26 protein-coding genes and 1 pseudogene are annotated in these 22,373 nt (G+C 46.5%); 16 read left to right on the top strand and 11 right to left on the bottom strand.

All coding sequences use genetic code 11. The features are described 5' to 3' along the window. Positions 1-11 precede the first annotated feature (11 nt). From FHW71_RS21075 to FHW71_RS21085, 3 genes are read left to right on the top strand one after another with little or no spacing between them, the layout of a single operon-like run. Positions 12-698, top strand: a complete 687-nt coding sequence (locus FHW71_RS21075) for a helix-turn-helix transcriptional regulator (protein ID WP_179452939.1) — start codon at positions 12-14, stop codon at positions 696-698. 9 nt (positions 699-707) lie between these two features. Then, complete coding sequence (locus tag FHW71_RS21080) at positions 708-1,556, top strand: hypothetical protein (protein ID WP_179452940.1); 849 nt, start codon at positions 708-710, stop codon at positions 1,554-1,556. Between the two features lie 56 nt (positions 1,557-1,612). Continuing rightward, on the top strand, positions 1,613-3,763 hold the full coding sequence (locus tag FHW71_RS21085; RefSeq protein ID WP_179452941.1) for a hypothetical protein: 2,151 nt from the start codon (positions 1,613-1,615) through the stop codon (positions 3,761-3,763). 256 nt (positions 3,764-4,019) lie between these two features. On the opposite strand, the gene FHW71_RS21090 is transcribed toward FHW71_RS21085, so the two are convergent. Then, positions 4,020-4,205, bottom strand: coding sequence for a general stress protein (locus FHW71_RS21090; protein ID WP_071531635.1), 186 nt, complete (start codon positions 4,203-4,205; stop codon positions 4,020-4,022). A 724-nt stretch (positions 4,206-4,929) separates the two neighbouring features. Between FHW71_RS21090 and FHW71_RS21095 the strand changes: the two genes are divergently transcribed. After that, complete coding sequence (locus FHW71_RS21095) at positions 4,930-5,145, top strand: DUF2767 family protein (protein ID WP_175501707.1); 216 nt, start codon at positions 4,930-4,932, stop codon at positions 5,143-5,145. 158 nt (positions 5,146-5,303) lie between these two features. Here the strand turns inward: FHW71_RS21095 and FHW71_RS21100 are convergent, their stop codons facing one another. Further along, positions 5,304-5,846, bottom strand: coding sequence for an ATP-dependent Clp protease proteolytic subunit (locus FHW71_RS21100; protein WP_179452942.1), 543 nt, complete (start codon positions 5,844-5,846; stop codon positions 5,304-5,306). 84 nt (positions 5,847-5,930) lie between these two features. On the opposite strand from FHW71_RS21100, the gene FHW71_RS21105 reads away from it, so the two are divergent. From FHW71_RS21105 to FHW71_RS21140, 8 genes are all read left to right on the top strand, one after another. Then, positions 5,931-6,920 (top strand): hypothetical protein, encoded by a 990-nt coding sequence (locus tag FHW71_RS21105; protein ID WP_179452943.1) that lies wholly within the window; start codon positions 5,931-5,933, stop codon positions 6,918-6,920. 2 nt (positions 6,921-6,922) lie between these two features. Further along, positions 6,923-8,038, top strand: a complete 1,116-nt coding sequence (locus tag FHW71_RS21110; RefSeq protein WP_179452944.1) for a type IV secretion protein Rhs — start codon at positions 6,923-6,925, stop codon at positions 8,036-8,038. After that, positions 8,035-8,646, top strand: a complete 612-nt coding sequence (locus FHW71_RS21115; RefSeq protein WP_179452945.1) for a phage baseplate assembly protein V — start codon at positions 8,035-8,037, stop codon at positions 8,644-8,646. Before FHW71_RS21110 ends, FHW71_RS21115 begins: the two co-directional genes overlap by 4 nt. Positions 8,647-8,649: 3 nt before the next feature. Continuing rightward, a complete protein-coding gene (locus FHW71_RS21120; protein ID WP_179452946.1) occupies positions 8,650-9,015 on the top strand; it encodes a phage tail protein in 366 nt (121 codons plus the stop codon). Beyond that, entirely contained in the window at positions 8,984-10,147 is a 1,164-nt protein-coding gene (locus FHW71_RS21125) for a baseplate J/gp47 family protein (RefSeq protein ID WP_286176387.1), read from the top strand. Before FHW71_RS21120 ends, FHW71_RS21125 begins: the two co-directional genes overlap by 32 nt. After that, positions 10,148-10,810, top strand: coding sequence for a hypothetical protein (locus FHW71_RS21130; RefSeq protein ID WP_179452947.1), 663 nt, complete (start codon positions 10,148-10,150; stop codon positions 10,808-10,810). 66 nt (positions 10,811-10,876) lie between these two features. Then, positions 10,877-12,292, top strand: coding sequence for a hypothetical protein (locus FHW71_RS21135; RefSeq protein ID WP_179452948.1), 1,416 nt, complete (start codon positions 10,877-10,879; stop codon positions 12,290-12,292). A 17-nt stretch (positions 12,293-12,309) separates the two neighbouring features. After that, on the top strand, positions 12,310-12,732 hold the full coding sequence (locus tag FHW71_RS21140; RefSeq protein ID WP_179452949.1) for a tail fiber assembly protein: 423 nt from the start codon (positions 12,310-12,312) through the stop codon (positions 12,730-12,732). Between the two features lie 74 nt (positions 12,733-12,806). Here FHW71_RS21140 and FHW71_RS21145 read toward each other — a convergent pair whose 3' ends face one another. Continuing rightward, on the bottom strand, positions 12,807-13,415 hold the full coding sequence (locus tag FHW71_RS21145) for an Ail/Lom family outer membrane beta-barrel protein (RefSeq protein ID WP_179452950.1): 609 nt from the start codon (positions 13,413-13,415) through the stop codon (positions 12,807-12,809). Between the two features lie 76 nt (positions 13,416-13,491). Further along, positions 13,492-14,091: an Ail/Lom family outer membrane beta-barrel protein gene (locus FHW71_RS21150; protein WP_179452951.1), complete on the bottom strand. Its 600-nt coding sequence runs from the start codon at positions 14,089-14,091 to the stop codon at positions 13,492-13,494. Positions 14,092-14,479: 388 nt separating this feature from the next. On the opposite strand from FHW71_RS21150, the gene FHW71_RS21155 reads away from it, so the two are divergent. After that, positions 14,480-16,000: a recombinase family protein gene (locus FHW71_RS21155; RefSeq protein WP_179452952.1), complete on the top strand. Its 1,521-nt coding sequence runs from the start codon at positions 14,480-14,482 to the stop codon at positions 15,998-16,000. A 660-nt stretch (positions 16,001-16,660) separates the two neighbouring features. Here the strand turns inward: FHW71_RS21155 and FHW71_RS21160 are convergent. The 3 genes from FHW71_RS21160 to FHW71_RS21170 form a co-directional block, all read right to left on the bottom strand. Beyond that, a complete protein-coding gene (locus FHW71_RS21160; protein ID WP_179452953.1) occupies positions 16,661-17,263 on the bottom strand; it encodes a LysE family translocator in 603 nt (200 codons plus the stop codon). Positions 17,264-17,629: 366 nt separating this feature from the next. Continuing rightward, positions 17,630-18,082, bottom strand: a complete 453-nt coding sequence (locus FHW71_RS21165) for a GNAT family N-acetyltransferase (protein ID WP_179452954.1) — start codon at positions 18,080-18,082, stop codon at positions 17,630-17,632. A gap of 138 nt (positions 18,083-18,220) precedes the next feature. Next, positions 18,221-18,673, bottom strand: coding sequence for a GNAT family N-acetyltransferase (locus FHW71_RS21170; protein WP_179452955.1), 453 nt, complete (start codon positions 18,671-18,673; stop codon positions 18,221-18,223). A gap of 321 nt (positions 18,674-18,994) precedes the next feature. Here FHW71_RS21170 and FHW71_RS21175 point away from each other — a divergent pair. Both FHW71_RS21175 and FHW71_RS21180 read left to right on the top strand, forming a co-directional pair. Continuing rightward, positions 18,995-19,479 (top strand): annotated as a pseudogene (locus FHW71_RS21175) (DUF1203 domain-containing protein). A 77-nt stretch (positions 19,480-19,556) separates the two neighbouring features. Continuing rightward, on the top strand, positions 19,557-19,913 hold the full coding sequence (locus FHW71_RS21180) for a DUF4440 domain-containing protein (protein ID WP_179452956.1): 357 nt from the start codon (positions 19,557-19,559) through the stop codon (positions 19,911-19,913). A gap of 105 nt (positions 19,914-20,018) precedes the next feature. On the opposite strand, the gene FHW71_RS21185 is transcribed toward FHW71_RS21180, so the two are convergent. The 3 genes from FHW71_RS21185 to FHW71_RS24095 all read right to left on the bottom strand — a co-directional run bounded on the left by FHW71_RS21185 (position 20,019) and on the right by FHW71_RS24095 (position 21,116). Next, positions 20,019-20,234, bottom strand: a complete 216-nt coding sequence (locus FHW71_RS21185) for a YdgH/BhsA/McbA-like domain containing protein (RefSeq protein ID WP_008102115.1) — start codon at positions 20,232-20,234, stop codon at positions 20,019-20,021. Between the two features lie 288 nt (positions 20,235-20,522). Then, positions 20,523-20,870, bottom strand: a complete 348-nt coding sequence (locus FHW71_RS21190; RefSeq protein ID WP_179452957.1) for a cupin domain-containing protein — start codon at positions 20,868-20,870, stop codon at positions 20,523-20,525. A gap of 123 nt (positions 20,871-20,993) precedes the next feature. Next, on the bottom strand, positions 20,994-21,116 hold the full coding sequence (locus tag FHW71_RS24095; RefSeq protein WP_286176388.1) for a hypothetical protein: 123 nt from the start codon (positions 21,114-21,116) through the stop codon (positions 20,994-20,996). A 108-nt stretch (positions 21,117-21,224) separates the two neighbouring features. Here FHW71_RS24095 and FHW71_RS21195 point away from each other — a divergent pair, with 108 nt between their 5' ends. Then, complete coding sequence (locus FHW71_RS21195; RefSeq protein ID WP_154182749.1) at positions 21,225-21,599, top strand: VOC family protein; 375 nt, start codon at positions 21,225-21,227, stop codon at positions 21,597-21,599. A gap of 133 nt (positions 21,600-21,732) precedes the next feature. Here the strand turns inward: FHW71_RS21195 and FHW71_RS21200 are convergent, their stop codons facing one another. After that, entirely contained in the window at positions 21,733-22,173 is a 441-nt protein-coding gene (locus tag FHW71_RS21200; RefSeq protein ID WP_179452958.1) for a GNAT family N-acetyltransferase, read from the bottom strand. Between the last annotated feature and the right edge of the window lie 200 nt (positions 22,174-22,373).

The following is a 22,373-nucleotide window of genomic DNA, read 5'->3' on the forward strand; positions in this document are numbered from 1 at the left end:
AGGTGATTTACATGTTCGCGACATCAACTGGTAGTATTGCCTCTGCTGAACGTTACGTATCAAGCACGCAGAGTTCCTGTATGCCCAAAGTTGCAGCTGTAGCGGCCACATTGTTACTTGTTGGAACAGGTACTGCTTATAATGTGAATACGTATAAGCTATGGAAGCATTACGTACAGCCTAAGGTTCAAATCGCATTTGAAGATGTTAACTCAAATTACAGTCTTCATAACGCGATTGAACTCAATGATATGACAGATGTTCACGAGTTGGATGTTAGAAACATATCTCAACATCTTTCGAATGTTCGTGAAGTTTTATCCCCATCCATGTCTGAGTTGGCTAAGGATTTGGGAATAACTAGGCAAGCATTGTATAAATGGTTGTCGGGTGAAAACCAACCAGATGATCGTTCAAAAGTTGAGTACATCAATACTCTTAGCAACATTGCTGATGAGTTTTCTCGCGCTAGAATTAGTGATGGAAAGCTGTTAATTAAGATGAAAGCATTTAATGGATTATCGCTGTTAGAACTCGTCAAAAATGGTGATGATTGGCATCGACCTGTCCAAATGTTAGTGGATGAATCTTTAGCTATGAGTTCAGCTGCTGATTCCGCCAACTTTACTTCAAGCAAAGCTAAACCGTCTGACGGATGGAAATCATCTGTTTCAATTCCGGGAATAATTGAGGACTAATTTGCATATATGTTAGGGAGAGGAACGGCCTGGCGTCAAGGGCATATACTTAAGCATGAAGATGCAGTGTCTTTAGAGATATTGGAACCTGACCAAGTTGCTTTCAAAGTGGTAGTTATTACACACGATTGTGATTTACAGAGCGATTCGGAAAAGAACATTGAACTTATGTATGGCCCCTTGAAAAAGGGGTCTTCTCAAATGAAAAGGGCTAAACATCCACGAATACTCGATCTTTGTTTTGAAGAACCAGAAAGTGTTAAGAAAAGCGCAGTTGAACTCCGGCATGAGCGTAAAGTGATTTTGCCAAAAGGTGATTTTAATATCGAAGCCGGAGATAATAAGTATCAAATTTCTGCAGAAGAAAAACAAGCCCTTAAACAATGGCTTGCTGCAAAGTATGGTCGCCCTGCTTTTCCTAATGCTTTTGAAGAACGCTTACGTGCCTTTGATCAGGACAAAGGGTTCAAATTCGAGAAAGCGGTTGCTGAGATCATTTCAGCTAACTCCGAACATGTCATTGGGGTGTTTTTTGACCTAGGTGAAGAGAGAAATAATGATCTTCCTGAAGGTGAGCCATACGAGCTCAAAATAAATGTTGTTTATGATTCACTGGAAGGTGGGCCTGAAGCCAGAGTCTCTGCCGAAAATATCAGTAAAGAGTTAAATGGAATTTTTCACAAATTTTATGGTGACCCGCTTCTTGGAGAGTCGGAACTAATTGAACTGAATTCCTGCTTGGCTGTTGCTGATACGCATTTCTCACTATATTCCCTTCGTAGGATGGACCAGTGGAGAGTTGAGTATATAAGCTTAGAAGATGAAAGTTTTGGTGACTTTATCGGAGCCTGTGTATAGAAAATCAAATGAAACCCGCGAAAGCGGGTTTTTTATTGCCTGTTAACGGAGTGTCGATGGATTTAGAGGCCTATAAAGTCGCAGTCAGGTTTAGTCTGACTGAAAACATCTCCGCTGGTTTACTGGCTGTCTCACGCAGGTTTGCAGACACCCACCAGCAGGCTGCATTGTTTCAGGCGCAGATGAAACAGATCGGGAGAATAACGATTGCTGGTGGAGGTCTAACAGCTGTTGGCCTGGGTATTACAAAGGGACTGGATGCAACCCTTAAGGCTGCACGAGACCTGGTGCGCGCTCAGACTGATTTCCACACGCTTAATCTTTCAGCTCAGGACAATGCCGCAGTGACGGGTCAGGCGCAGTTGCTGGCACACCAGACGCTGGGTACCACGATTGCAGGTAATATTCGCCTGATTCAGGACCTGCATACAGCCTTTGGTGATCTGCACCATGCCGTTGAGACCGCGCCAGAATTTGCCCGCTATGAAGCGACAGTACGTATGGCGCTTGGTAAAGGCGCAACTGACGGACTGGTCAATGCCGCAGCGAAGGCTTTAGAGCACCGTGGCGGTGCGGTGATTAATGATCCCGCCCGATTCCTGAATGAGCTGTCAATGATGTCTCAGGTACAGCTTGCATCACGCGGGCGTGTCAGCCCGAAAGACTTTCTTGCCGCCTCGCAGACGGGCAAAGCCGCTTATATGATGCTCGATCCGCAATATCTTTATGGTCAGTTTGCAGGCCTGATGAGCATGGACAAAGGGGGAAATAAATCCGGTACCGCGCTTATGACAGCATTCAGTTCGCTGATTGGTGGGCACATGGACCGGAAGGCAAAGGGTTTGCTCGCTGAAATAGGCATGCTGGAAGAGGGTGTCAGTCCTGTACGACTGAAGATGATGCGCGAAGCTATGCGCAACATGTCGGCTGAAGAGAGGGATTTATACCGGCAGAGTCTTGGCAGTGAGTCCGTTACCAGTGGCGGTCTGAAGCCGGAGTATGCGAGGTTGTTTTCCCGCCCCGATAAACTTGCTGCCGTGATGGCGGATAAAATCCGACAGCGTTACGGCAGCGGGCTTACCGATGATGAACTCGGAAACATGCTCGGTGAATACCTGAACCGTAACGCCGGACAGTTTTATGGCCAGCACATTAAGAATGCCGCCAAGCTGAGCAAAGACGCCACGGTATTCCACCGTGCGCAGAGTTACAGCGCTGCTTACGACACTTATCTGAATTCACCTGACGGTGCCGCTGTTGGGCTCACGGCAGCCTGGACCAACCTGAAAGCCATCCTGGGCATCCAGCTGCTGCCCACGGTAACCAGCCTGACGTTGGGACTTACACGATTTATCGACAAGCTCAGCCAGTTCGCCGAAGACAATCCATGGGCCACCCGGATTGCGGCTTACTCTGCGACTGCGCTCGCGGGTCTGACACTGCTGTCCGGTGGCATTCTGTTGTTAAGTGCCACCATTGCCGGAGCAAGGCTGGTGGGCAGTCTCGGCGTTATAACTTCTGTTGCCGCCATGCTGGGTGGTCCGGTGACGCTGGCCATCGCAGCAGTTGCAGGTGCCAGCGTACTGATTTACAGCAACTGGGCACGCGTCCGTCCCGCGCTTACGGGAATGTGGAGAGAGTTCAGCGAAGTGGGCAGTACCACCTGGTCCGCAATAAAGGGAATGGGGCAGCATTTCATTGGCTGGTGGGAAGGCATTGAGAGCAGGGCGGATAATTTCGGCGAGCGCGTGCAGTCAGGCTTTAACCGGTTGTTTGACTACATCACCGGCCTGCTCAACAACCTGCCTGGCGTCAACATTCCGACAACGGCTCAACGCCAGCTGAAAAAGAGCGCGTACACACTGTTCAGTGATATTGAGGCCATAACCCGTGGTACACGCGTCTCCGGAACTAATTCAGCATTAGCGATCGCTATGGCAACGCAGGGAAGAAATAAGGGTGGGATAGATTATGCAAAAGGTATGCAGAGCTTGCATCGCGGTAATGACGTCCCGCCAATGCCAGACAGAATTCAGCAGATGGTTCAGGTTCACAGCAAGGTCTATCTGGACAAAAGAGCAGTGGGCGAGGCCGTAACGCAACATCAGGTACGTGAGGCGACTCGTGCAACAGAAGGTAGCAGTAGGTTCGATCCATCTATGCTAATGACTCATCCGGGCCAGGTCAGTAATGTATTTATGCCTTGACTATTGTTAATTAAACTTCCCTTGCGCCGTACGGAACATAAGGAGAATTGCCGTATGATACTTATTTAATGACGAATCGTATTCAACATTAAAAGGTAATAAAGAAAGTTCATTGCCAAAATTGGTGATGAAATTATCAACAATAAAGAAGCTCTCTAATTCCTTAATTGCATATGACTGGAGAATTAAAAGGCCCTAAAAATAGTTAACAGGACAGGTATTTATGCCAATCCATGGCACATATCTTATTAATTCTTCATGTAGATGGGTTTGGAGGGCGACGGCTTATACGTCCTCCTTTACGTCCAGCTTCGATTGCTCGTTCCGGGTTGTTTCTAAAGTTACCACCGCTGACACGTCCTCCTCGCTTACCGGCCTCACTCGCTCTATTAGGATCGTTTGCAAAATTACCTGCACCGCCTCTGAGTTTTACTTCTGCCATAGTTAGTCCTTAATTAATTTTGCATTTAGGTTAGTATTAAGCCACTCACATAAAATATTAGGCAGCTTGTGTGTTTTTTCCACCCTCAGGCAGGGGAATAGAATGATGCAGGTCAAATAAGCAACCAAAATTTGACTTAAGGGGCGGGATTAGGCTGAGTTTCGTATGTATTTTTAAATCCATCGTCATCATTATGTCCAGCCAAACTGTTGCTAATCATTTTTTATGCATCAATTGTAGCGATCGACGACTCATGCGGGCGACAAGCTAAAGCGGCAGTAACGTGAAACAAAACTTCAGTTATCTGATAGCCGTCAATTGCTAATAATCTTGTGAGAAGTAAAGCATCAGATTAAAGACAATGAGGGATGAGAAGGGGTGATAAAAATAAAAGCCCGGTAGTGGTGGCAACCGGGCTGGGCACAATCCTGTGCCAAATTTCCAACAAGAGCGGGTCTCATCACAGGGGGTGATAAAGACAATTATGATTGTAGATTATGTTGAGAGAAGTACATGTAAAGCGGCAAATTTTTATCTTTTATCTGACCAGGGGCCGTGATCATCTCAGGGTGGATGAACCATGAGATGAGGTGTGAATCCTTCTACATGGGATTCGAAAGGGCAGCGCATTGATACTCCTCAACATTTCCTCTTTTCTTATTGGAATTTATCTCATATTCATCCACTCTTAGTTAAGACTAATAACCAGAATTAAGAGCCAATCGTGTCTAAATTAAGTAAACAACTCGAACAGAATTTTGATGATGCGTGTCAGATTATAGGGCAGGTAGCTATACAAAAAGCTGCGCGGGGAGAAGAGACCACCCGCTTACTGTTAGTTGAAGAGATTAAAAAGCTTGCAGCACGTTACAAAATTCTTACCGGAGAGGAACATCAGGCTATGCGGATGGCAATTGAATCTCTGGAGGACAACTTATGATCACAAACTTATTCTGACATTGATTCAGGAACAGCAAACCGCGTACGCACTACATTAATCACCCCACAATGTTCTCTGTGGGCATTCGTGTTAAGTAATTGGGACCTGACTCACTGAACCTTTGTGCATCGCGCGCAATATTGCATTCTCAATAATTTTTAGCAGTTAACCCACCAGTTAGTTATCGAACCTTCAAGCGTCGCCCGGATCTCAGAATCAGCAAGACCATAATTTACGGCGCGCTCAGCATCAATAAATGAAGCACTTTCTATTTTCTCAGACCAGTCTGTACCAGAATTTTTCGTCTCTTCAGTGAGGATATCAATGAAGCGTTTCATATCATTATCGAGACTTCTCACCCATTCTGCTATTCGGGCGTGATCCGCAGCATGATTAGTGAAGCCCCACTGAAGAGGGTGGATCAAGAATCGCGAACCTGGGTTTACCCGGCGGTCGCTTCCAGCCAGATAAATCACCGTTGCAATGGACTCTACGTTACTGAGATTGTGCGTATGCACCGGCACAGGCAGGGATTTTAAAAAGTGATAAGCCGTAAAACCGGCCAACAGCTCACCGCCCGGACTGGAGATATGCAGGTTAATTTGCGTTGCACCATTCCCCAAAGCTTTCAGACATGCGTCCTGAAGCCCTGAAACCGTGGACATGTTAACCGGACACAAAAAATGGACAGTGTGACGCATGTAATCCCCTCAGCCTTCATTAGGCGTAAATCCCTGAACAACGATTTTTAGGGCCACTTACTGGAAAAGTCCAGTCATCATCGTATGAGCATTCAATATAAAAATTTCTCTTTCACCGGTGGTGGAGATCCGACCGCCACACGTCTGATGTTAGGCGAATTCGAATTTATGGAATTCGAAGTGCCGGAACGTGTGGTTATTCCCGGTCGGCAGAAGACAGTCCAGCACCAACTAATCGGTGGGAGGCGCATCATTGATGTGCTGGGTACCGAATACGAACCGTTGACCTGGTCTGGCGTCATCACCGGCTCGCAGGCAGGTGAACGCGTCGGTGCCCTTGAGCGGATGCGGGACGAAGGGCGACCAACAGTGCTCACTTTCGACGATTACCGCTTTACGGTGATCATCACCCGTTTTGCGCCGGTTTATGAGTATGTATGGCGTCGCCCGTATTCCATTGAAGTGGCAATCATCAGCAATGATGGTTACTCCGACAAAGTTGATGCACTGACGGGCGCATTGCGGGGGCTGATTGACAGTGATCTTGGGCACGCGCTGGGTCTGTCCAATATGATCAATATCGATGCTGTCACCAGGGCAGTAAAAGATTTCCATCAGGTGGTAAAACAGATTACGGACTTTGCCCATGTTACCGTGGCGCAGATTCAGTCTGTAATCAGACCCCTCATTGCCGCCCGTAATATTATCCAGCATGAGCTGGCATTACTTGAAGCCGCTGCCAGAGATATCACCTCACTCGGTGGCCTGGTTCCAGGTAATCCGGTATCAAAAACCGTGAGTAACCTGCTTATCCATCTTGACTGCAGCACGCGTATTTTAGCCTTGTATCGGTTACAGGAAGTGCTGGGAAGACTGAATAAAAACGTCAGAACAGGTCAGTTTGCGGAGGGGGTTAAAGCCATTACCCTTGCTGGAGGCAATCTGTATCAGGTGGCATCAGAACAGTACGGGGATGCATCTATGTGGACAAGAATTGCCGAAGCTAACGACCTGACCGATCCGCAACTGAGCGGTATCAACACTCTTCAAATACCCTCAGGAACGACGAGCTAGCTATGGACGTCAACGATCCTCTTGTTTTACCCAGCGCCCGCCAAATCAGCGGGCGTTGTCTTTTAAATGGCACTGACGTGCCTTTCATATCGTTTAGTGTTGAAGCGCATGCCTTTCGCGGCGCTGGGACGTTTGATCTGACGCTGGCCATCACAGCTTTGCCAGCCACCATGCAGATGCTGAACTGGTGGGCAGTGCAGACGACTATCCGGGTTGAACTGTTCATATCGGTAAGCACACGAGCAGGCATTGATGAGAAGAAGCACATCACCGGCAACATTGATACCTGGCACTTCGAACCCGCGCGCTTTGTGATATCGGCTGAAGGACGTGACTTTGCCGCGAAGCTTATTGATGCGAAGACCACAGGGGAAAGCTTTAAAAACCTGACCAGTTCACAGATAGCGACCATGCTGGCCAAACGGCACAGCCTGACGCCGGTTGTTAGCGCAACCAGCAGGCGTGTTGGCGAATTTTACCAGATTGATACTGCACACCTGACAGGTGAGCAGACGGAGTGGGACCTCATCACAACGCTTGGGGCCATTGAGAATTTCTTGGTTTACGTGGATGGCGACAACCTGCACTTTGAGCCGAAACGGGATCCGGCTGAAGCTGAAAACTATGTCATTCGATGGCAGCCTCCCGGATTGCTGGCGTATCCACAGTGCAATACCTCCGACGACCTGTCGTTTTCACGCGCGCTGACCATTTCCCGAGGGATTACGGTTGAGGTGCTGAGCTGGAATGCAAAACTGAAAAATAAGCAGTTTGTCGTGTCCTTTCCGGCTTCGGCTAAAAGTATCGCACCAGGAAAAGCCACATCTCAAAAACAGGTCTATCGGGTCATCCGCAACGGGTTGTCAGAAAAGGGTGCTCACGCGCTGGCGCAATCTATTTACCGGCAGGTGGTACAGCATGAGATGAAGTTCAGTGGATCAACGGCAGGAGACAATCTGCTTATGCCGGGTACACATGTGCGTATTGAGGGTACACAGAGTCCTTTCGACCAGATTTACCACTGCGATCGGGTACGCCGGACGCTGAGCTGGGAAACGGGGTACACCATGGACATATCAGGGAAAAACCACAGCCCAGCGCTGGGAGTCTGGCTTTGAGAGCATTACTGAATATCATGGCGGCGACAGCACACCAGAGTGCCGCCGGTGAAAGTGGCACACGCCAGGGCATCATCACTGCCTATGATCCTGACAATTATGCTGTGAAGGTTCAGTTGCAACCTACGGGTGAAGAAACAGGCTGGATATCACTGAGTTCTCCCTGGGTAGGCAATGGCTGGGGCATGGCCGCTGGACCGATGATCGGTGCAGTGGTGGAGATTGAGTTTGATAGTGGTCTGACAGGCGTCGGCATGGCAGCAGGGCAATTTTATAACGATGAAGACCGTTGTCCTGGGCCGCCATCAGGCGAGTTCTGGCTGATGCATAAGAGTGGCTCCCTCCTGAAGTTCCTGAACAGCGGTGAAGTTCTGCTAAGTGCGAAAATTAAGCTCACCTTTAACGCACCGGCGCATCACTTTACCGGCGGTGATGTGACTGTCGATAGAAACCTCAGGGTCGTTAAAGACATCTTCGACAAAAACGGCAGGTTTGGATCGTTACATCGCATCCGCACTGTTTATGGCGGTCATACCCACCTTGAAAAAGGTCGGGGTAACCGTACTGACCCTCCCGAGCAGCAGATTAAATCAACGCGGGCGCCTTAGTGCATGTACGACATCTATCACTTCACAGGCGGCGACCTCGAGGAGGCGCCTACTGGAGACCTGCGCACAGTTAAAGGAAGCGAGCGCACTAATCAACGAATTTTACGTCGCCTACTGACTAATCCGGGCGACTACGTTTTTCACCCCCAATATGGCGCCGGACTGGCAAAAAAAATTGGTGAAACGGTGAATCCTGGAGAGTGGAAAGCGCTCATCACCGGGCAGATGCTACTGGAGGAATCGGTGGCCAGTAATCCACCGCCGGTAATCAGGCTGACAATTATTGAAGGTGGGGTCAGTGTCTCAATTGCGTACACCGACGCCACGACCAGGGTCAATGAATCTCTCCATTTCGACGTCACGAGGTAAAGCGATGGCTTCCCTTAACACCAGGTCATTCTCTGAACTCGTCAGTGAGCAGGTCACGGCTATTCAGGCCCGAGCTGAAAAACTGCTGGATTTTTCGATCGGTAGCATCCTGCGATCGCTTGCGGAATCCAACGCTGGGGTGGCCATGTGGATACAGCAGCTGATAGTGAAGTTGCTGGTCACGACACGTGCAGCAACATGCTCTGGCGAAGACCTGGACAGCTGGATGGCGGACTTCAGTTTTTTCCGCCTTCAGGCCGTTCAGGCCAGTGGGATAGTGACGTTTAGCCGGTTTACTCCTGGCAGCGAGGCATTGATTAAGGAAGGCGCGCAGGTGACAACATTTGACGGCTCTCAGACCTATTCAGTCATACCCAACACTTTGATTAAAGAGTGGGATGCAGCACGGGCTGCGTATGTCATCGCCCCCGGTGTCAGTTCACTAGCCGTCCCGGTGCGTGCGAATATTGCCGGGACTGCAGGTAACGCGCAGGCGAAGACCGTAACTATCATTACTGGCTCGGTAATGTCGGTTGATGCCGTGACTAATAACGATGCTTTTACAAACGGTAAGGATGCTGAATCCGATGACAGCTACCGCGCGCGCTTTGTGCTGTGGATTGCTTCACTGTCCAGAGCCACGAAAGCGGCTATTGGTTTTGCGATAAGTAATCTGCAGAGCGGTATCAGTTATACGCTGACTGAAAATGTCACGCCGGAAGGAGAGTATAAGCCCGGCTATTTTTATGCTGTGGTGGATGATGGCACGGGGCTGCCCGCACCTGCATTACTGAAAAAAGCCTATCAGGCTATCGAAAATACCCGGGGATTCACGGTGTCGTTCGGCGTGTTCCCCCCAGAAACCATCGAAGTCGATGTCGTCTTAATGGTAACTACCGAGGCCACTGCTAATCACGCGGAGATCGTCAATCAGGTGCGCGCTTCTCTTAATCAATACCTGTCGAGCCTGTCACTGGGCAAATTGCTTGCCTACACCCAGCTGGTAAGAGTGGCCTATTCCGCCAGTCCATGTGTAATCAACGTTACTTCACTGACGGTAAACGGTGGCATGGCGGATTTTGCGGTTTCTGCCAGACAGATTATTCGTGCCGGGAAAATCGTGGTGAGCTGAATGGCCAAAGGTGATCAGAACGACTTTTACACCAGACTCAGGGTGTTGCTTCCTCCCGCATGGTTTGCAGAGGAGAGCACCATTCTGAATGGACCGCTATCAGCATGCGCTGCGGCGTTATCCTGGTGCTACACCCTGTATCTTTACGCCAAAACACAGATCCGTATCTCTTCCGCCAGTGATGGCTGGCTGGATATGGCGGCGTATGATTTTTTCGGGAACTCTCTTACGCGGCCTGTGGATATGACTGATGACGTCTTTCGCACGGTGATTAAACGGGCACTGTTACGGGAGCGGGGAACACGACAGGCTATCCACGATGTTCTTGCAGAACTGACGGGCAATTCACCGACGATATTTGAGCCGCAGCGGCTGCAGGACACGGGAGCATATAGTCGGCCGACAATGGGTTATGGCGCGGCTGGTGGTTATGGTTCATCCCTTTTACCTTACCAGGCATTTGTTACTGTCCAGCGTTCAAAGAAGGCGGGCATTCCGTGGGTAGCGGGCTACCGGACTTCTACAGCGGCATACGGGCAATCATCTCAGGGGGAGTATGTTTCTCGTGAGATGGTTGCCGGCAGTATCACGGATGCACAGATTTACGCTGCCATTGAAGCAGTGAAGATGGAAGGCACCCTCGTATGGGTGCGACTGCAGTAAATAGTCAATTCAGATAAATGGCGTCATTAAGGACACTTAAGCAAATGCCATTTCTATGGGGAAATCATGGATCGTCTCATCGTTTATCCGGGCGCAATTCCGCTCGAAACTGACCTGCTTAACACCAACAAATTCGCCATGACAGGGATGGCCAAACTGGCATCAGTCATTATGGGAAATAATACCTATCTTTATGGACTCGTCTGTACACCAGATGTTGCCGAAACATTGGCAGTGAGCATAGGAGAAGGGCAGATTTACAGTCTGCACAACACAGACGGTACGCCGTATTCATCGCTGGCAGCTGACACGACACACACACTGCTGAAGCAGGGACTTAATCCTGATCCAGTTACATTCCACCTGTCTGCACCAGCGACGCCCGGGCATAGCATCAACTATCTGATTCAGGTTACCTATAACGATGTGGATGGCGGCCAAACCGTTTTGCCCTACTACAACGCTGCAGATCCTGCTATGGCATTTAGCGGTCCTGATAATACCGGCAATGCTCAGAGTACGGTGCGTTCAGGTGCCTGCATTGTTCGTCTCAAAGCTGGAGTTGCTGCTGCAGCCGGCTCTCAGACTACGCCTCCTCCAGATGCAGGCTATACATCTGCCTGGGTCATCACGATTAACTATGGCGATCGTCATGTTAATGCGGAGGATATCCGTCCCGCTGATGGCGCTCCCTTCCTACCCGTAAATGGTCTCATCGGTGCGATTCAGCAGGGTAGGCTAACTTACGGAATGGATTCGGGAACCGTAAATCACTATCAGGTCTCTTTTCAGCCAGCAATTGGCCATATCAGCGACGGTATGCGATTACATTTTCGTGCGAAGAATACAAATTCGGGTCCGTCGGCACTGGCGGTAAGTCATTTTCCAGCGGCCAGCATCCTCACTGCTGAACACCAGGAATTGCCGGCTGGTCAGATTTCTCAGGGAAATACTGCGGAAGTTGAATGGAATAGCGCGATCGGCGCCTGGATTCTCAGTTCACCTAAAAGCAGCTACACCAAAGATGAATCGGATCAAAAGTATTATTCCCGCGACGGAGGACATATTGGCGGCGATGTCGTTGTACAGGGCAATCTGACAATCGAAAAAAGTTTGAATGTAGGGGAGGCCGAGCTGACTGAGGAAGGTGATGTAAGAGGTAAACTTTGGGAGGGGAGTCTGGAAAAATGGCTTAAACGACAGTTGCCTTTTACCTCAGGCTCTCAGAAAGCCTGGCACTATAAATCACCCAATAATCAACTCATTATTCAGGGGGGAATGTTTGATCGCGCCAGCACCACCACCAGTGTTAGCTTTCCCATCGTATTCCCTTCTGGCTGTTTCAATGTCCACTTTTCGTTGAACAAAACATATAAAAAAAGTGTCGTGAACCCGTATATTAGTGTCATTGATAATACACACTTTGAGCTGAATGCCGGTTCTGGTGAATCTGGATTCTACTGGGTTGCGTTTGGTCAGTGAGAGCATGGTGGAATGATATGAATATTGGATTCAGTGCAACAACAAAAGCCTTTTATGACCTGGATGAGAAAGCGGTATACATTCAGAATGGTTCATGGAGTGATGATGTCATAAACATATCAGAAGCGCTCTGGCTAAATTACAATGGGCAGCCTCCACAGGGAAAAATTCGTGGTGCCGATAAGAATGGTATGCCTTGCTGGGCTGATGCTCCTGAACCTTCCGAACAGGAGCGTATAGCGGATGCAGTGAGTAAAAGAAATGCGATGTTAATGACGGCTGACACCGAAATTCGACAGCTGAAGATTGTTGAAGAATTTCATGCATTAACGGATGAAGAAACCCAAAAACTGTTGTCATGGAAGAAGCATTTTGTTGATGTATACCGCATTGAACCGGGAAATGTTGGTTCCATTCGCTGGCCAGACGTCCCGGTATAAAAGAAGACACCAGTCCGGCAATTCCAGCTGAAAGAGCTGATGTAATCAGTTTGATGCTTTGAGATATGAATTCGTTAAAAATGATAACCCATACTCAGTGATGCAGCATTCAGGCTGCGGTAATCCTGATTTTTTTCGGCTGACGCCCTTTCATATCCAGCTGCCAGCGTGAGCGTATCCGTCACATTCAGGATAACACCGGCACCATAGGCAACATTATTAAAAGAGTGGGAACCATTCCTTGCCGCCTTTTTCGTAGCCGGGTCGTGTATGAGTGGGTTATCTATTTTCAGATGATATAACCCAAAAATGCCATATACGGTCAAGAGATTGTTTACACGTAATGATGGACCAAACATCGCAGAATAATACTCCGTATCCTGTGTGGCTTTTTTTTCTGTTCTGACTCTGATACGTTTGCCGTTGATATTCTTTTCAAAATGAAACTCGTCAGTGTTATCCCATATATTTCTGAGGGCCGTCAAAGAGCCGACAATACCAAACAGGCTCTCAGGTTCGTAGATTATCTTAAAGTTGGGTCCGTGGAGGCTGCCATAGCCTTCTATTGACCCATGCTCATAACCAAATAACATCGTGGTACGGTCTGGAATATTTTCCGCTCTTGCAGTTATGCACAAAAAACAGGCCAGTGCGTAGATCATTTTAATCAAATTATTTTTCATTTCTGGTTCCGTAGAAATCCAACATGATATGAATGATAAAAGCCCCCATTACGTGTACTAAGGGGACGTAATGTAATCAGAAGCGATAGCCGGCACGCAGCATGACGGTATTGATCGGATGTGATTCTTCATCAAACCTGACCCTGGAACCTTCATATCCAATACTGAGATTAAGATGGTCTGTTACATTAGCAGTCATGCCAATACCGTAAGCGAATCTGTTACTGTCTGAGGTGGCAGGGTATATTTTATCGCTATTTGACTGAGTGACTGAGTAATTATCGACTTTGCTATGCGATATGCCAGCCAGAGCATAAATGCTTATGTTCTCATTCAAACGAAGAGTTGGCCCAAACATGGCCGAGTAGTACTCAGCACTCTCAGCTAATTTATTAGGCGATGAGCCATGATGTTTTTTCAGTCTGTCAGAAATTGCGTCAAGGTCTGAACGCAGAGCTGTCACTGACCCCATTATCCCCACAGGAAAATCGGGTTCAAACTGTACCGTAATATTCCCTCCATAGAGTGAACCGAAGTCCCGAAGCTCTCCTTGTGAGTAGCCCATGGAAAGAGTCGTTCTGTTAGCATTAATATTGGGATTAAAAGGTGAGGCAAAACCTGAACCACTTGTCATAAAAGCCAATGTTATACATGCGAATTTTAATTTAATGTGCATTTGGATACCCTGGAGTTAATAGCTTGATAAATGAGTGATCTTATCCATTTGACAGGTTACAGATATCTTCATTCATAAAAGTGAATCTTTATGGATTGAATTATTACAAATGCCACCAGTTATGCTCAGCGATATTAATCGCTTGAGATATAAAATTACATTCATTATAAATGTGAGTGTGATGTCATTGCCTTTGAGCGTAATGTTGTTTTTCTCAGAGGGGCTGAAGGCTTTAATGTAAAACAGGGCTGAATAAGTGACTCACGCATTCGTCACCATAATTTTCATATTTTTCATTGTCATGTTAATGTGACTCAATCAATCGTCAAATTTGATTTTTGGAAATGCCAAATGTCAGTTGTCTCTATCAGGATAAAGGGGGGGAGGTATGAAAAGGGCTATAGCTTATCTACGTTTTTCATCTTTACAGCAGGTCCAGGGAGATTCAGTGAGAAGACAAAAGAAACTAATTGATGAATGGCTTAAACATAATGCTGATTATTACCTTGACCCTGTAACATTCGAGGATTTGGGGCTAAGCGCTTACAGAGGACAGCATGCGATTTCAGGCGCATTTTCAGAGTTTATGGAGGCGGTGCAAAAGGAGTTGATTGAAGCGGGCAGTGTACTCCTTGTTGAAAGCCTGGATCGTCTCTCACGAGAAAAAATAGGTGATGCGTCAGACAGGCTTCGTACAATTCTTAAGGCGGGAATCGATGTGGTTACCCTCACTGATGGCACACATTATACCCGCGATTCACTTGACGACCCCTATTCAATCATCAAAGCAATTCTGATAGCCCAGCGCGCTAATGAAGAAAGCGAAATCAAATCTAAACGGCAGCGAGCAGTCTGGGCCGAAAAGCGTAAACAGGCCGCTGAAAAGGGGGAAATAATGACCCGCCATTGCCCCTCCTGGTTGAAAGTAAACGCTGCTGGTAATGGTTTTGAGGTAATTGAAGACAAAGCAGACATTATCAGAACCATTTTCGAAATGAGACTCGATGGCCGCTCCTTTGAGAAAATCAGTCAGGCACTGAATGTTCAGGGTAAGAAAAATCTTCGGGGAAAAGTTTCACAATGGAATTCAGCTTCAATTGAAAGACTGGTTAAATCTAAAGCTGTGATTGGCGTTCTTTCTCCGTCATATCGCATAACAGTTCCCGATGTTGAGGACATTTCTAATTATTACCCTGCAATCATTAGTATCGAAGATTTTGAGCGGGTAAGACGTGTAAGTTACGAACCTGAAAGCAGAAGGAACACCAATTTTAATCCCCATCTAATAAATATTTTTAAAGGGCTGATGCACTGTAAAGAGTGTGGGCATGCCATTATATTGACGGGGATCAACACTAAGGGTTATGGCTACTATGTTTGCTCAATGCGGCGTCAGCACAGATGTAAAACTGAAGCTGTCAGAAGAGATCTAACCGATCGCTACCTGATTACTGGGGTAATAAGAGGTGCTTCAGGAATGGACCTGCATTTATCAAACGAAACTGCATTAACTTCAATGACAGCCAGGCAGCTGGAATTAACTGGTAAGCTTCAGAACGTGATTAAGGCGATAGAGCTTGCGCCAGATGTCAGAGAGCTGACAGTAAGAGCTGCTGAAATTTCTGCTGAAATAATTAAGTTAAAGAGTGACATGGCTGAAATACAGGATGAGCGCGACATGAAGGCTGCTTCTGCATTAAATGTACTCAACGTAGCCGACCGCAAGGAATTTCAATTAATAGCTCGCAGAATAATACTGGATATCAAAATTGATGGTAAATCAAAAACCTGTGATATCTATTTGCATAACGGGATGAAAGTTCTGAATTATCCCCTCACAAAGTCTACAGGCTGGTCATCTATACTTGATGCAATGGCATATTTAGAACAGACTGAAATTATTCTCTGATAAGCCACATTATTAGAGATTTATTCAAAAAATAACATCGAGAAAATTTAAGTGCCTTAATTAAAATAAAGGGCTAAATCATTCTTAATCTGTGAGTCATTAAATATGTCAAGTTTAGGTTTTAGGTTAAGTCACCATGAGAGTGGTGAAGGTTGCATAGTAACTTTTTTGGTTTCTGCAAAATGATAAGTAACGTCTTGATATCTTAGCAATAAAAATTCAACAAAAAGCATCCGGGACTTAAGTTTTAAATGATTTATTACCCTTTAAATACAGTGAGTTATATCAATACTTAAATCCTTTAAAAGTGTGAGTAAACAAACAATTCACACGATGGCATAGTAATCCTCCTTAGTTATCAGTGGGTGAATAAGTGAGCTGATAATAGTGTCGAAAATCGAGACTTTCCAGTGAAAAATGCCTGAAGTGTGGCGGCACTTGTTATGACTTACCGGGCAGGGTGTTGGCATCCATGATGAGCCTCATCGTTGAAAATCGACGTGAGAGGTCTTCTGCAAAACTCCAGCAAAACTCTTCTGCAAAACTGGTTAAAAAATGAGTTTCCTTTGAGTTTGGGTGTTCTTATTAGATTGCAGATCAAAATAAAGTGGGGAAGGCCGCTTCGTGCTGTGAGTTCAACGGATGGCTCTGGCTGAGGAGTTAATAGATAAGGCTGTGCAGAGAAAAAGCAATGAGCATCATCCCGCCGACAATGTTGACGTATTTTTTCAGCATTAATGGGTTGGTTTTTTTGGCTGAGAATATGAGCATTTGAGTGATTGCAAAAAGCCAGAAGCTCATAACCACTATATGAACTGATGCCAGTATAAGGTAGTTGCAAACGCCACCCTTCGCGCCTGCGAACTGTGAAACGACTGTCAGATAAAAAAGGATGGCTTTAGGGTTCAAAACATTAGCCAGCCAAGCCTCTTTTAAAGTCACGGACTGCCTTGCACCATTAAACCCGCCTGAATTTACCGTTATCGCACTGCGGATGAGCATCGAGCCTAACCAAAGCAGATAGACAGTTCCGGTTACTTTAAGCACAACAAACGCTGCTGGCGACGAGATGAGCACTGCCGTAATACCAAGCCCTATAAAAAATGCATGGGTATATATGCCCAGAGCTGTTCCGGCGAGGGTTCTGAATAAACCTTTGTTACCTCCTGTCAGAGAACTGTTCATAACGAGAGTAAAGCTCGCTCCGGGAGACAGTGCAACAGGGAGTAATGCTGGCATAAAGCCAAAAATGTTCACATCCATAGATTCTGGATAGTAATTGGGACTCTCTGAAATTGCCAGTCCAGGCGTTTCGCATATAGGTAATGTTCAGCTAAGCAAAAACAGGTAATCGTCATGAATCAAAAGTCCGCTTCACGCCCTGAGACATACGACAAGCTTTTTATGGCTGCCAGTCAATTCCTTTGATTTCCTGAAGATGTTTAAGCCGCCGTACTGCATGCCTGGTTAGAAAACGCAGTGTGTCCAAGGCGGCGCGGATTTAACTGTAATGGCTCTGATTTGCCTGAAAGTGGTACGGCTTGGATGCGTCAAGGCTGTATCTGGGCAGGCGCTGCTGAAAATTGGTTCACTGGACAAGATATGCGGTCTGTCCAGGACGTGACTGAATTAACGCGCTGGGTCTCTGAGGCATAGATGGTGCGTGACTTTTTCTATACCAGTTAAAGCAATAAAGCCAGCTCGTTCATAGAAGGTGAATGCCGATGGAGGAGCGTTTGTGTTGATAAAATCAAACCAGTGGCCAGAATCCTTAAGTATTTCACTGAGCAGGGCGCTGCCAACCTGCCTTTTTCTCCATCCTGAGTCTACATAGAGATGTCGCAGACGTCCGATGCAAGTTTTTAGCGTAAATGGATCAACGTTGAGTCCACAGACGCCAACGATCAACCCATTTACAGAAGCCCCAATTAGTTTTTCTCCGGGTCTGTCAAAGCGGTTCAGTCCGCTAAGCCAGTTATCTTCCAGTCGTCGTAACATGTTAAATCCTTCAGCCATGCTCTGCGATTTTAACTCAGCAAATCCTGGGCTCTCCGGGGTAACGTTTGTGAGTTGGATATCCATGATTCTCCCACTGATTTCAATCTGCATATTCCGGACAGAATTAGGATTGTGTCCAGTATGACAATGGCACTCTCATACTTCTAATGCCATCAATGCCCGCTCTGTGCCAGAAGCGGAAGTGAGGTCTGATAAATATAATCAGCACAATACCTTTGAGAAGCAGATAGCCTCTTCTCTGCCTACGTATGGGCCATAATTCTCAATTTGGATGTATCCATTTCTCTCGTAAAAACTGATGGCCCGATGGTTGATATATCGTGTTTCCAGCTTTAGTTCACGATATCCCATTTGTTTTGCGGAAGTTTCCAGAAAAGTGAGTAAAGCAAGACCTACTCCTGGCTCGCTTCGGTCTGAAAACATTCTTTTAAGCTCAGCTATGTTTTGTGTAAATGGGCGGATTGCACCGCATCCTATCGCATCGCCATGTGCATTTTTTGCTAATACCCATAATGCTTTGTCATTGTTCATAGCTTCAACGGTGAAGTTGGTTTTGCCATTATCGCCAGTAATAGCGGCAAGTTCAGCTGACAGCATTTCGATTAAGCGATGGGATTCTGAAGAAAATGGATCTGATTTCTCTACGATTATCATGGTTAGATCCTGCAAAGGAAGTTTAAACAGAATAAAGTACGCTGCCTGAAAAATCACCATTTCAGAACAGATAATGGGACAACACTGATCCCTGACTTTATTGGGGATGCAATGTCCGTTCTTCGCTCATAGTAGACGTGGCATGCGCGTCCGCTTCGTGCCAAGAGCTGAAGTAGCTAACAACAATCTGTGTTGATCAAAGGGGAGCGGCCATTATGCGAAAATTTCATACTCGCCAATAACCAATATTTCCCTGACCGGAAACAGCGAGTTTCTTCTTAGAAAAACCACTAAGGTGATGCTGATACTACTGGAGGCATCATGAAATATAGAATTTCTGGCTTAGAGCCGAGCATTTTACTCATCTTTTTGGGCGTAGTGATGGCTATCTGGGAAGATACGGAGCAGTAAGACAAACTGTCACTAGTTACCCTGGTTATCCTGACAGAATCTCATTATGCGATATACCTGTTGGCGAAACCGCTCTGCTAATCAACCACATTTATCAGCCAGCAGATACACCCTATCGCGGCTCTCATGCAATATATATTTGGGAGGGATGTACCGAGCAAGGAATTTATATCAACGAATTACCTGAAGTTATGAATGGCAGAGTCCTTTCATTACGAGCATATAACGAAAAGCACTTTCTAATTAAGGCAGATATTTGCGAGGGCCAATCTGTAGAAAATTTTATAGAGATTTTCTTTGCCGACCCGCATATTAGCTATATCCAGATACACAATGCGAAACAGGGATGCTACGCATGTTTGGCTGAGCGTTTTTTAAATGAAGTCACAAAATAGAAGAGCCTACAGCGGTTCAGCGAAGCACATTTATGTTAGAAGAGATCATCCGGTAGGATCACTTGAGGATAAGCAGAATGCTTCTGGAAAAGCTCAGGTTGCTGGAATGCAGCCTTCACGATGACAGGCGAAACGACCGGGAGTGGCTTGAGCGGCTTCTCCACCCTGAATTCCTGGAAATCACAAGGTCAGGCGTGATGGTTGATCGTGCAGAGACGATCGCGTCGCTATTAAACGAGAAAACTGCATCACCTATTATCAGCAGTAATTTCCGACTCACCGAAATGGGGGTAGGCTGCGCCATGCTTCACTACCGGACGTCTTATGATGACGGCAGTCGTCCTGCATTGCGTTCTTCCTGCTGGCTGTATTCGGATAAAGGACACTGGACTCTGGTTTTTCACCAGGGAACGCCAGCTGAAGACACTGCTTAGGTTCGCTGCTGAGATGTTCTGTTCAATGTGCCTGTATAACGGTTCAGATACAAAAAAGGCCGCCCGTGGGCGACCTTTCCTGGCACTTCCTTTTGCGACCATCCGTTATTTGTATAGCTCAGCGGTCATGTGAACGACGTTGCCGTTGCTGGCCTCAATGATTTTGTACTGCGCGCCCTGCTGCTGGGCCTGCGCGGCGATTTTGGCCTCGGCACCGTCCATAGTCAGGGACGTTGCGGTAACGCTCTGCGCGAAGCTGGCTGCTGACATCAGTGAAAGAGCTGCAACGGCGGCGATAGACATAGCTTTGATAGTTTTCATGGTCTTTATCCTTGGTTTTTATGGTTGAAAGCGTGTTTGCTTTCGATGAGATAATGATAACGAAGGTTACTATTAGTATATTAACAATAAGTGCTGATATTGTGATCGTGATAACTATCAAGGCAATAGGTGTACTCGATGAATGGTTCGGCGCTGGGTTATTATGTTTAATGCGGAGAACATCCCTGTAGCTATCATTTTGACGTCCGCTATTCGCTCACAGTGGACCTTCAGGTCTGTCAGATAACCGCTTCGTGCCAGAAGGGACTGGCAAATACTCGCGAGCTGTCAGTAGGGTGAAGGAAGGTCAGAACGATCCCCTCGTGTTGTCGGATGCGAAATTACAATAAACTCTACGGGAGACCCAGTGTCATTTCTGGCTTGATGCTTTGAACCCGGTGGGATTTCCAGGCCCTGCAGAGCCTTAATATTATGAATTTCTCCTTCCAACTCCATGGAAAGAATGCCAGTAATAACAAAGAAAAACTGCCTTGAAACGGAGTGAAAGTGTCGTTTTTCAAAAGTGCCTGGCGGCATTTGTTCATGAATAACCAGCATGTCCGGGCGGTTTAACAGATACCAACCGTCGCAATCGTCGCCCCAGACATAATGCTCTGCATTATCCTTTGAAATCATTATCCTTCTCCTCTATACCTGTGTGCGTCTCTCTATACCTTAAGAAGGTTATACCGAGAGATTCTTTAGATTCACAATAGGTTATGCTTTTTGTTAATTCCTTTAAGTCCCGAACTGCATCATTCAACCTATCTGGCCGTCATGAATGAAATGGTATAGCAGTGTCCAGGCAGCACCGTAACGTCCGTTCTTCGCACATTGCAGACCGTGCAGCGCACAGGTCAGCTTCGCGTCAATAGCGGACATTTTGTAAGCTCTCCTGGATAAATTGAAAATATGATCATGTGTAAACTTGAGCTGAATTTTAACGCTCAAGAAAAAGCTTCAGCGGAGAACATCTAATTGTTTACTCATATGCGTATTGCCAAACCCGTCTCCAATCTTGAACGCTCTTTTCTGATGTACAGTCAGGGACTGGATTTACACAAAATAGCTGAATTCAATGATCATGACGGTTTCAATGGACTGATGTTAGGACGGAAGGGCTTAGACTGGCACATTGAATTCACCTTTTGCCTTAGTCATCCCATTCAACCTTTGCAAACTGAGGAGGATTTACTCGTTCTTTATTATTCAGATGAAAATGCGTGGATAGATGCCTGTGCAAGGATGATAGAAGCCGGATTCAACATGACGAATTCATTTAACCCTTACTGGGATATCAACGGAAGGACATTTGTTGACCCAGATGGATACAGAGTGGTTATCCAAAATAAGGCATGGGTATAATTTCAATTATTATTGCCAGTTCACTGGCCGTCTTGCTGCAAACCTGACGGTCTGCTCGTCGCTCACAGCGGACGGTGTTCAAATTAGTTGTCCGCTAAGTGCCATGAGCGGAAATCGATGAAAATTCTGTGAATTAAACGTCACGAGATTTCTCTAATTTGATGTCTGTGCCATTGAGATCTGTTTCATTACCCCAACCGAGTTGCATATAAAATTTCGCCGCGCGACTATTCTTATCGGTTTCCAACCAGGCAATTTCATGATGTTGGAATAACTCCTGCTCGGCGAGCATAACAAGCCTGCGACCTATTCCTTTGCCTTCATATTCAGGCAGAACAAAGGCCGCAAACAGACAGCCTTCATCCGGAAATATCATGGAGAAGCCAATGATTTTATTATTTTCAGTCGCAACCCATGCGCAAAGACTTTTTTCAACCATATCGCCTACGACGCTTTCGGTAATACCCATCTGCCGCATCTCTTCACGGCTCAGGTGATTCTCGATTACCGATGTTCTGACGTCGAACATACCCTCGATATCAGAAAGTCGAGCTGTTCTTATGTAGATACTCATTAGTCTTACTCCATGTATGACGAAATAATTTTGATAATAATATCAAAAAAACCAACGGAAAATAAAATTTAAGGCGGCTAATTAAGTCAGCTTTTCGCTCACAGCAGACGTCGTTTTCCTCGGGTTTGGCCGCTTTGTGATGTGAGTTCAACCGATGGATGCAACACACTTATTGAACCGCTCAGTTTTTAATGTAGAGA

The organism is Enterobacter sp. Sphag1F (assembly GCF_014193275.1).
Lineage (GTDB): Bacteria > Pseudomonadota > Gammaproteobacteria > Enterobacterales > Enterobacteriaceae > Pantoea > Pantoea symbiotica.